General features: G+C 68.8%; 1 pseudogene. It reads left to right on the top strand.

Features of this window, described 5'->3' with window-relative positions:
* Positions 1–12,447, top strand: a pseudogene (locus A5680_RS09375) (amino acid adenylation domain-containing protein); the annotation flags it as partial.

The raw sequence follows: 12,447 nt of genomic DNA, 5'->3' as shown, positions 1-12,447 counted from the left end.
CTGGACGCCGACATGACGCGGCGTCTGCTTACCGAGGTGCCCGCGGCGTTTCACACCGGGGTGCAGGAGGTCTTGCTGATCGCCTACGCGCTGGCCTGGGCCGAATTCCTGGGCACCGGCGACGCGATCGGCATCGACGTCGAGGGGCATGGCCGCCACGACGAACTGTCCCGCGACGTGGACCTGTCCCGCACGGTGGGCTGGTTCACCACCAAATACCCGGTCGCGCTGTCGGTGGCCGGGCCCGGCTGGTCGCGCGTCGCCGCCGGCGATCCCGCGCTGGGCCCAATCATCAAGGCCGCCAAGGAACAACTACGCGCCCTGCCCCACCCGCTGACCTACGGACTGCTGCGCTACCTCACCAACGAGCTGACCACACCCGACCCGACCATCGGCTTCAACTACCTCGGACGCCTCGGCGGCACGGCCGCCGCCGACCTCCCCGGCGACCTGTGGGGGGTGAGCCGCGACAGCCTGGAGATCGCCGCCGCGGCAGCCGCGGTGCCGATGCCGCTGTCGCACAGCGTCGAGCTGAACGCCGCCACCATCGACACCGACACGGGCTCGCGCCTCAACGCCACCTGGACCTGGGCGCCCTCAGCGCTGGACCGCGCGCAGATCGACCGGCTCAGCCAACTCTTCTTCGACGCGCTGGGCGGGATCTGCACCCACGTCCAACACGGCGGCGGCGGCCTGACCCCCTCCGACATCACCCCCGCCCGGCTCACCCAGGACCAAATCGACCAACTACAACAGCAATACGACGTCGCCGACATCCTGCCGCTCACCCCGCTCCAGGAGGGATTGCTCTTTCACGCGCGCACCGCTCACGGCCTCGGCGACCTGTATGCGATGCAACTCGACATCACCGTCGACGGTCCCCTCGACCCCGCACGACTGCACGACGCCGTCCAAACCGTCGTCAGGCGCCACCCCAACCTGGCCGCCCGGTTCTGCCCACGATTCGACCAGCCGGTGCAGATCGTCTTGGCCAACCCCTCGGCGGCCTGGCGATACGAAACGCTCGACTCCGAGGAGCCGATCCAGCGCGTCAGGGCCGCCGAACGGGCGAGCGTGTGCGAGCTCGCCGAGGAGCCGGTCTTCCGGGTGGCGTTGATCCGCACCGCCGAGGACCGGCACCGAATCCTGTTGACGTTCCATCACATCGTGCTGGACGGCTGGTCACTGCCGATCCTGCTGCAAGAGATCTTCGCCGCCTACCAGGGCCGGCCGCTGCCCGCCCCGACGCCATACCGCCGCTTCGTCACCTGGCTGGCCGAACGCGACGTCGACGCCGCCCGCGCCGCCTGGCGACAGGCACTCGCCGGCCTCGACGCCCCGACCCTGGTCGGCCCGCCAACCCGAATCAAGCCCGGGCCCAAAGCCACTCGGGCGTTCGACATATCGGAGCAGGCCACCTCGGCGTTGAACGAGCTGGCGCGCTCGAATCACACCACGGTCAACACCGTGCTGCAGGCGGCCTGGGCGCAGCTGCTGATGGGCATGACCGGCCAGCGCGACGTCGTGTTCGGCACCGCGGTGTCGGGACGGCCCACGGAGGTGGCCGGCGCCGAAACGATCGTCGGCCTGATGATCAACACCGTGCCGGTGCGGGCCACCATCACCCCGGCCACCACCACCGCCGACCTGCTCGAACAACTGCACAACGCCCACAACCACACCCTCGACCATCAACACCTGGCGCTCAACGAGATTCACCGCGCCACCGGCCACGACCAACTGTTCGACACCCTGTTCGTCTACGAGAACTACCCCGTCGACCCCGCCACAATGCTGAACGTCGACGGGTTGACCGTTGCCGGGTTCACCGGCCACGAATCCAACCACTACCCGTTGACCATGCAGGCCACACCGGGTACCGAGCTCGGCTTCCGCATCGAGTACGACACGGACGTGTTCGACGCGGAAACCATTGCTACGCTGGCCAATCGACTGCAGCGCATCATGTCGGCGATGGCCGCCGACCCCCAGCTCCGATTGTCGGCGATCGACCTGCTCGGCGCCGACGAGCGCACCCGCCTCGATGCGATGGGCAACCGGACGGCCCTGGGCGAGCCGGGGCCGACGCCGCTGTCGATCCCGGAACTGTTCGCGGGCCACACGGCCCGCTCCCCGCAGGCGATCGCCATCAGCGACGCGGGCCGGTCCCTGACGTATCGGGAGGTCGACGAGGCCTCGGATCAGCTGGCCCGGCTGATATCCGGCTGCGGTGCCGGGCCCGGCGGGTGTGTGGCGCTGTTACTGGAACGCTCCGCGGAAGCAGTCATCGCGATGCTCGCGGTATTGAGGGCGGGTGCGGCGTACCTCGCGATCGACCCGGCCCTGCCCGACGAGCGAATCGCATTCATGCTGACTGACGCCGCGCCGGCGGTCGCGGTCACCACCACCGCGCTGCGGCCACGGTTGGCGGGACGGGCATTGGCCGTCATCGACATCACCGACGACCGCACGACGGCTCAACGCGGGCCCGAGCCGACGACCCCCTCGCCGGACGACGTCGCCTACCTCATCTACACCTCGGGCACCACGGGAGTGCCCAAAGGCGTTGCGATCACACACCGCAACCTCGCCCACTTGGTCGAGTCGGCGTCGGCGCATCTGCCCGCGGACCAGGTGTGGACGCAGTGCCACTCGTACGCGTTCGACTTTTCCGTCTGGGAAATCTGGGCCGCGCTGCTCGGCGGCGGGCGCCTCGTCGTGGTGCCCGAGGAGGTGGTCACCTCACCCAAAGACTTCCACGCCCTGCTCGTCGCCGAACGCGTCAACGTGCTCACCCAGACGCCGTCGGCCGCCGCGGCGCTTCCCCAGCACGGCTTGGAGTCGGTCGCACTTCTGCTCGGCGGCGAGGCCTGCCCCGGCGAGTTGGTGGACCGGTGGGCACCCGGGCGCGTGCTGATCAACGCCTACGGTCCCACCGAGGTCACGGTCTACGCGACGCTAAGCGCGCCGTTGACAACGGGTTTGGGGACCGTACCGATCGGCGCCCCGGTGCCGACCGCGAGCTTGTTCGTACTGGACGACTGGCTGCGCCCCGTCCCGCCCGGAGTCGTCGGCGAGCTCTATGTGGCCGGTCGCGGCGTCGGGGTGGGGTATCGGCACCGGGCCTCGTTGACCGCCTCCCGCTTCGTGGCCTGCCCGTTCGGGCCGTCGGGAACCCGGATGTATCGCACCGGTGACCTGGTCCGCTGGCGCCCCGACGGCCAACTCGACTACCTCGGCCGGGCCGACGAACAGGTCAAGATCCGCGGTTACCGCATCGAACTCAGTGAGATCCAGGCCGCCCTGACCGCACTCGACGGGGTTGAACACGCCGCCGTCGTCACCCGCGAAGACCGCCCTGGCGACAAGCGCCTCGTCGGCTACGTCGTCGAAAGTGCCACCGGCACGGTCGATCCCGCCGCGGCGCGGTCGGCTCTCACCGATCGGCTGCCCGGCCACATGGTGCCCGTGGCGATCGTGGTGCTGCAGGCGCTGCCCCTGACCGTCAACGGCAAACTCGACACCCGCGCCCTGCCCCCACCCGACTACACCAGCGCCGAGGACTACCGCGCGCCCACCACCGCCGTCGAAGACCTGCTCGCCACCGTCTACGCCCAGACCCTCGGCCTCGACCGCGTCGGCATCGACGACTCCTTCTTCGACCTCGGCGGCGATTCGCTGTCCGCGATGCGCCTGATCCCTGCGATCAACACCGCGCTGGGCACGGACCTCGTTGTGCACCAGCTTTTCGACGCGCCCACCATCGCGCAGTTGGCGCCCCGCCTCAACGCCGAGTCGAGCCCACGCAGCCCGTTGGTCGCATGCGAGCGGCCCGCGGCGATCCCGCTCTCGTTCGCCCAGAACCGGCTCTGGATTCTCGACCAGTTGCAAGGCCCCTCAGGCGTTTACCACATGACGGTGGCGCTGAGGCTGCGCGGCGCCCTTGATCCCGATTCGCTGGCGTCCTCCCTGGCCGACGTGGTGGCCCGGCATGAAAGCCTGCGCACGGCGTATCCCGCCCCCGATGGACTGCCCCAGCAACTCGTCGTCCCCCCCGACCGGGCTGATATCGGTTGGGAGGTCATCGACGCCACCGCGTGGCCGCCCGCCAGACTCGATGAGGCCATCGACGAAGCGGCGCATCACCCGTTCGTCCTGGAGACCGAAATTCCGCTGCGGGCAAAGCTGTTTCGTGCCGGTGACGACGAGCACGTGCTGGTCGGTGTCGTCCACCACATCGCCTTCGACGGCTGGTCGCTGGCGCCGTTCATCCGCGATCTCAACGTGGCCTACCGGGCCCGCCGGCACGGGCTGGCCCCGGATTGGCCGCCACTGCCCGTGCAATACGTGGATTACACGTTGTGGCAACGGTCGACGTTCGGCGCGCTGGACGACCCCCACAGCCGGATCGCCGCGCAACTGAAATATTGGGAAGAAGCCCTGGCCGGCATGCCCGAGCGCCTGGAGCTACCCACCGACCGACCGTATCCCTCGGTGGCTGACCACTGCGGCGCCAGTGTGACCGTGGACTGGCCAGCCGATCTGCAGCGGCGCATACGCGAGGTGGCGCGCGGATACAACGCGACGAGTTTCATGGTCGTTCAGGCCGCTTTGGCGGTACTACTGTCGCGGCTCGGCGCGACTTCCGATGTCGCGGTGGCCTTCCCGGTCGCCGGCCGCGGCGACCCGGGGCTCGATGAACTGGTGGGCTTCTTCGTCAACACCTTGGTCCTGCGGGTGGACGTGGCCGGAGATCCAACCGTTGCCGACTTGCTGGCCCAGGTGCGTCGACGCAGTCTGCTCGCCTTCGAGCACCAAGACGTGCCGTTCGAGGTACTCGTCGAGCGGCTCAACCCCACCCGGTCGCTCAGCCACCACCCGCTCGCCCAAGTGGCGTTGGCGTGGCAAAACCTGCCGGGCCACGCGAGTGACCCGGTCGCCGGGCTGGCGCTGGGCGATCTGCAGGTCACCCAGGTGCCGATCGACACCCACACCGCCCGCATGGATTTGACGTTTTCGCTGGCCGAGCGTTGGACCGAGGACGGTGCGCCCGACGGGATTCGGGGCACGGTGGAGTTCCGCACCGACGTGTTCGACTCGGGCACAATCGCCCGGCTCGTCGAGCGGTTCGAGCGGGTGCTGGTGGCGATGACCACCGAGCCGCAACTGCGGTTGTCGTCGATCGATCTGTTGGACGCGCGGGAGCGCGACCGCCTTGACGGGGCGTGCAACCGGGCGGTGTTGGACCGGCCCGCGCCGCCGCCGGTGTCGATCCCGACCTTGTTCGCGACCCATGTCTGCCGCGACCCCCACGCGGTGGCGATCAGCGGCGGGACGCGCACCTGGACCTACGAGGAGCTGGACGCGGCCTCAAACCGGTTGGCGCACTTGCTCACCGGACATGGCGCCGCTCCCGGCGAATGCGTCGCGCTGCTGTTTTCCCGTTCCCCCGAGGCCATCATCGCAATCCTCGCGGTGCTCAAGACCGGGGCGGCCTATCTGCCGATCGATCCGGCGCTGCCCGCGGCCCGGCTGGAATTCATGCTCACCGACGCCGCGCCACTCGCCGCGATCACCACCGCCGGGCTGCGTTCGCGGTTCGACGGGCACGACCTTGCGACCATCGTCTTCAGCGAGGACGCAATCGGCTCGCACCCCGACACACCGCTTGCCGCGCCCGGCCCCGACAACCTCGCATACCTCATCTATACGTCGGGGACCACCGGGGTTCCGAAATGCGTTGCCATCAGCCACCACAACGTCACTCAACTACTGGGGTCGCTGGATGGCGGTCTGCCGAGCACGGGTGTCTGGCCGCAATGTCACTCCCTGGCCTTCGACGTCTCGGTGTGGGAGATCTTCGGTCCGCTGCTACGCGGCGGCCGGGTAGTCGTGGTGACCGAGGACGTGACGACGTCGCCGGCGGACTTCGAGGACCTGCTGGCCGCCGAACAAGCCGACGTGCTGACGCAAACCCCGTCCGCCGTCGAACTGTTGTCGCCCGAGCGGCTGGAATCGGCGGCGTTGGTGGTGGTGGGTGAGGCGTGCCCAGCCGAAGTGGTCGACCGATGGGCGCCCGGGCGGTTGATGATCAACGCCTACGGCCCGACCGAGACGACGATGTGCGTCGCGATCAGCGCGCCGCTGACGGCCGGGTCGGGCACGGTGCCCATCGGCGCACCGGTTCCGGGGGCGGCGCTGTTCGTCCTCGACCAGTCGTTGCGCCAGGTGCCGCCGGGCGTCGTCGGTGAACTGTATGTCGCCGGCCACGGCGTCGGCGTCGGGTATCTGCGGCGGGCGGGGCTGACGGCGTCGCGTTTCGTGGCCTGCCCGTTCGGTGGCCGAGGGGCGCGCATGTATCGCACCGGTGATCTGGTCCGCTGGCGGCCCGACGGGCAACTGCACTATCTCGGACGCGTCGACGAACAGGTGAAGATTCGTGGGCACCGCATCGAGCTCGGTGAAATCCACGCCGCGCTAACCGAACTCGAGGGCATCGAGCGCGCCACGGTCATCGCCCGCGAAGACCACCCCGGTGACAAGCGACTGGTCGCCTATGTCACCGGCACCGCTGATCCAACCGACGTGCGCGCCGCGCTCACCGAACGGTTGCCCGGTTACATGGTGCCCGCCGCGGTCATGGTCCTCGATGCGCTGCCCACCACCATCAACGGGAAGCTCGACACCCGCGCCCTGCCCGCTCCCGACTACCAGGCGGGCGACCATTACCGAGCCCCGACCGACGCCATCGAGGAAATCCTGACCGGCATCTACGCCCAGGTCCTGCGCCTAGACCGCGTCGGCGTGGACGATTCTTTCTTCGACCTTGGCGGAGACAGCATCTCGTCCATGCAAGTGGTCGCCCGCGCCCGAGCAGCCGGTGTGATGTGCCGGCCGCGAGACATCTTCGTCGAGCAGACCGTGGCGCGACTCGCGCGCGTCGCCCACATCGGCAGCGGGCCGGGCGATGTGGTCGACGAGGGCATCGGCCCTGTCACGCCAACCCCGATCATGCACTGGCTGCACGAGATCGACGGCCCCATCGACCAGTTCAACCAGACGATGGTGCTACTAGCGCCCCCGGGCGCCGCCCAAGCGGACGTGGTCGCGCTCCTGCAAGCCCTGCTCGACCGCCACGCGATGTTGCGGTTGCGCGCTGACGACGGCGCCACCGGTGAGTGGTCGTTGACGGTGCCCGAGCCGGGCTCGGTCGACGCCGGCGCGTGCCTGCTGGCGGTCGACGAGGTGACCGACGAAGCGGTGGCGAGCGCGCGGTCACGACTAAACCCCGCGGCCGGCGTGATGCTCAGCGCGCTGTGGGTGGCCGGCACCCGACAACTGGTGTTGATGCTCCATCATCTTGCCGTCGACGCCGTGTCCTGGCGAATTCTGTTGGAAGACATCAACATCGCCTGGGCGCAGCGGCGCAGCGGTCGGCCGATCACGCTGCCGGCAGGCGGGACTTCCTTCCAGCGGTGGGCCGCGCTACTGGCCGAACACGCCCGCCGGCCCGCGGTGGTCGACCAGGCCGAGGCCTGGCGACAGGTCGCGGTCACCCGGGCCCCCCTGCCGGGACCGGTAGCACAGATCGACACCTACGCCAGCGCCGGGCACCTGACGGCGTCGCTGGACGCCGACACCACGCGACTGCTGCTCGGTGAGGTTACCGCGGCATTCCATATCGGCATCCAAGAAATCCTGCTGATCGCCTTCGGGTTGGCGTGGAGGGAGTTCTCGGGTCCTGACGGGGACGCATCCATCGCGATCGACGTCGAGGGCCATGGCCGCTACGAAGATCTCACCGCCGAGGTCGACCTATCCCGCACCGTGGGCTGGTTCACCACCAAATACCCCATGCCCCTGCCGGTCGACGGGCCGCGCTGGGCGCAACTGCTCACCGGTGACGCCGCAGTCGGCGCGTTCGTCAAGCGCGCCAAGGAGCAACTTCGCGCCGTCCCCGAGGGCCTGACCTACGGTCTGCTGCGCTACCTCAACGCCGGCGTCGCGCTCCCCGAGTCCGACCCGCCGATCGGCTTCAACTACTTCGGTCGGCTGGACGGATCCGAGGCGCCCGGAGAACTCTGGCGAATCAGCCAAGACGGCCTGGACATCACCACGTCCGCCACGGCGGTGCCGATGCCGCTCGCCCACACCCTGGAGCTCAACGCGGGCGCGGTCGACACGGGCGCCGGACCGCGCCTGCACGCCGAATGGACCTGGGCGCGTTCAGCGCTCGATCGCCCGCAAGTCGAGCGGCTCAGTCAGTTGTGGTTCGACGCGCTGACCGGCATCTGCGCCCATGTCCAGCGCGGCGGCGGCGGCATCACCCCATCCGACATCATCCCCGCGCGTCTCACCCAGCCCCAGATCGACGAATTGCAGCGGCAATTCCCGATCGCCGACATCTTGCCGCTCACCCCGCTTCAGCAAGGCTTGCTGTTCCACGCGGCAGCCCAGAACAGCGACGGCGACCTGTACTCGATGCAGCTCGACATCTCGGTCTCCGGCCCGCTCGACCCCGATCGCCTGCGCGGCGCAGTGGACGCCGTCGTCCACCGTCACCCCAATCTGGCCGCGCGATTCTGCACCCGCTTCGACGAGCCGGTCCAGCTCATCCCGGCCGAGCCCCAAACACCCTGGCAATACGTCGAACTCGAGGGTGACGTGGACGGGCAGCTGCGGCGCATCTGCAGCGACGAACGCGCGGCGGTGTGCGATCTCAAGGGCTCGCCCGCTTTCCGCGCCGCCCTGATCCGCACGGGGCCGGAAGCCTACCGCGTCGTATTGACCAACCACCACATCGTGCTCGATGGCTGGTCGTTACCCGTTCTGCTGCAGGAGATCTTCGCCAGTTACTACGGCCAGCGGCTACCGGCGGCCGTGTCGTATCGCCGGTTCGTTAATTGGCTGGCCGAGCGTGACCTCGACGCCGCGGAAGCGGCCTGGCGCGAGGTGCTCGCCGGCTTCCACACGCCCACGCTGGTCGGACCGCCGGGCCGGCCGGCGCTGGGTGCCCGGGAAGCCGCCTCGGCCCGGGTCCCGGAGGCCACCACCCTGGCCGTCAACGAGCTGGCGCGGTCCTGCCACACGACGGTCAACACCGTGCTGCAGGGCGCGTGGGCGCAGGTGTTGATGTCGATGACCGGCCGGCGCGACGTCGTCTTCGGCGCCGCCGTCTCCGGACGGCCGACCGATGTGGTCGGCGCCGAAACCATGGTGGGCCTGATGATCAACACCATTCCGGTGCGCGCGACCATCACCCCGGACACCACCGTCGCCGACCTGCTCGGCCAATTGCACACCGCGCACAAGCAAACCATCGACCATGAGCATCTGGCGCTCAAGGAGATTCACCGCATCACGGGTCTCGACCAGCTGTTCGACACGTTGTTCGTGTTCGAGAACTACCCGATCGACGCCACGGCACTGTCCCACAGCAACGGCTTGGCCATCACCGAATTCACCGGCATCGAATCCAGCCACTACCCGCTGACGATGCAGGCCCGGCCCGACCGCGAATTGGTTCTCCGCGTCGAATACGACAGCCAGGTATTCGATGCCGAGAGCATCGAGTCATTGATCGAACGCTTCCAGCGGGTGTTGGTGGCCATGACCACTGATCTAGGGGGATGATTTGACCACCAACCCAACCCGCCGGTTGTTGTCCATCGACTTGCTCAACGAGTCCGAGCACGCGCGCCTGGACGAGTGGAGCAACCGCGCGGTGTTGACCCAGCCCGCGAAGCGGGCGTCGATTCCGGCACTTTTCTCCGAGCAGGTATCGCGGGCCCCGGATGCCGTGGCGGTGACCTTCGAGGGCCGCTCGATGACCTATCGGGAGCTCGACGAGGCCGCTAATCGGCTGGCGCACCTGCTGATTGACCACGGTGCGCGCCCGGGTGTGCGGGTGGCCCTGCTCTTTCCCCGGTGCGCCGAGGCCATTGCGGCGATCTTGGCGGTGCTCAAGACCGGCGCGGCGTACCTGCCGATCGACCCGATGCATCCTCGGGCCCGCATCGAGTTCATGCTCGCCGACGCCACCCCGATCGCCGTCCTGACCACGGCTGAGCTGAGGTCGCGGCTGGACGGCTGCGGTGTGACCGTCATCGATGTCGCCGACCATCGAATCGAGGCCCAGCGCGTCACCGCGCCGCCGCCCCCCTCACCCGACGACATGGCCCACCTGGTCTACACCTCCGGAACCACCGGTGTGCCGAAAGGCGTTGCCGTCACCCACCACAACGTCACGCAGTTGTTCGATTCGCTCGAGACCGGGATCGCCCTGAGCCCCGACCAGGTGTGGACGCAGTTTCATTCGTACGCGTTCGACTTCTCGGTGTGGGAGATCTGGGCCGCGCTGCTGTTCGGTGGACGACTGGTGGTGGTACCCGAGTCGGTGGCCCGCTCACCGGAAGACTTCCACACCCTATTGATGGAAGAACAGGTGAGCGTGCTGACCCAGACCCCGTCCGCGGTCAGCGGCCTGTCACCCGACGGACTGGGCCGCGCGGCATTAATCATCGGCGCCGAAGCATGTCCTCCGGCGCTGGTGGACACCTGGGCGCCCGGGCGCGTCATGGTCAACGTCTACGGCCCGACCGAAACCACGATGTGGGCATCGAAGAGCCTGCCGCTGGCGCCGGGTTCGGGTGCACCGCCCATTGGATCACCGATCGCCGGAGCCGCGTTCTTCGTCCTCGACGAGTTGCTGCGTCCGGTGATGCCCAAGGTGGTCGGCGAGCTGTACATCGCGGGACGCGGTGTGGGCGTGGGTTACTGGCGCCGGGCCGGCCTGACCGCCTCGCGGTTCGTGGCGTGCCCGTTCGGGCCACCCGGGACCCGGATGTATCGCACCGGGGACCTGGTGCGCTGGCGCCCCGACGGACAACTCGACTACCTCGGGCGGGCCGACGATCAAGTGAAGATCCGCGGATATCGCATCGAACTCGGCGAAATCCGCACCGCGCTCAGCGAACTCGACGGCGTCGCGCAGGCCGCGGTGATCGCTCGCGAGGACCGGCCCGGTGACAGACGGCTCGTCGGCTACCTCACCGAGACGACGCCCGGCGCGGTGGACCCTGCCGCCGCCCGCGCTGCGCTGGCCCGCCGGCTGCCCGGCTACATGGTCCCCGCGGCCATCGTCGTGTTGCAGGCGCTGCCCCTGACGGTCAACGGCAAGCTCGACACCCGCGCCCTACCGGCGCCGGAGTACACCAATGGTGAGCGATACCGCGCTCCCAGCGATCCGAACCAGGACATCCTCGCCGGCATCTACGCGCAGGTGCTCGGTCTCGAGCGGGTCGGCATCGACGACTCCTTCTTCGATCTCGGCGGCGACTCCGTCTCCGCGATGCGCGTGATCGCGGCGATCAACGCCGGCCTGGCCACCGACGTGTCGATGCACACCCTGTTCGACGCGCCAACCATCGCCCAGCTGGCAGCCCACATCGGCGGTGATGGCGAACGCCCGCAGCCCCTGGCGCCCGCCCAGCGGCCCCAGGTCATTCCGTTGTCGTTCGCCCAAAGCCGGCTGTGGTTCCTCGACCAATTGCAAGGCCCCTCATCGGTTTACAACCTGGCTGTGGCTTTGCGGCTGCATGGCGAGCTGGACATCGACGCGCTGCGCGCCGCGGTCGACGATGTCATCGCCCGTCATGAATCCCTGCGCACGGTGTTCCCCGACCTGGACGGCGTGCCGTTCCAGCGCATCTTGCCGGCTCGGCGCGACGAGGCTGTCCTGCAGGTCATCGATGCGGGGAGATGGCCGCCGGCCTTCATCGACGAGGCCATCGATACCACGGCGCACCACGTGTTCGACCTGCAAACCGAGATCCCGTTCCGGGCCACGCTGTTCCGCGTCGCCGACAACGACCACGTGCTCGTGGGCGCGGTGCATCACATCGCCGCGGACGGGTGGTCGATCGCTCCGCTCGTCGGCGATCTGAATGTGGCTTATGCCAGCCGGTGTGCCGGCCGCGCTCCCGATTGGGCTGATTTGCCGGTGCAGTACGCGGATTACACGTTGTGGCAGCGAGCCCAACTCGGTGATCTCGCGGACGGCGGTAGCCCCATCGCCGCGCAGTTGGCGTACTGGGAGGATGCGCTGGCCGGGATTCCCGAACGTGTGGAGTTGCCGACGGATCGGCCGTATCCGGCGGTGGCCGATCAGTGCGGGGACACGGTGGTGGTGGATTGGTCCGCGGAGCTGCAGCGGCGGGTGCGCGCGGTGGCGCGCGAGTGCGGCGCGACCAGTTTCATGGTGGTCCAGGCCGCGTTGGCGGTGCTGATCTCGCGTGTGAGCGCGAGTTCCGATGTGCTCGTGGGCTTTCCGATCGCCGGGCGGCGCGACTCGGCCCTGGATGGGCTGGTCGGATTCTTCGTCAACACGTTGGTGCTGCGGGTGGACGTGGCCGGTGATCCGACCGTCAGCGAGCTGTTAAGCCAGGT

It is taken from the genome of Mycobacterium sp. E2989 (assembly GCF_001667595.1).
GTDB lineage: Bacteria > Actinomycetota > Actinomycetes > Mycobacteriales > Mycobacteriaceae > Mycobacterium.
Note: the sequence above shows the minus strand (reverse complement) of the source record. Positions and strands in the feature narration are given on the sequence as shown.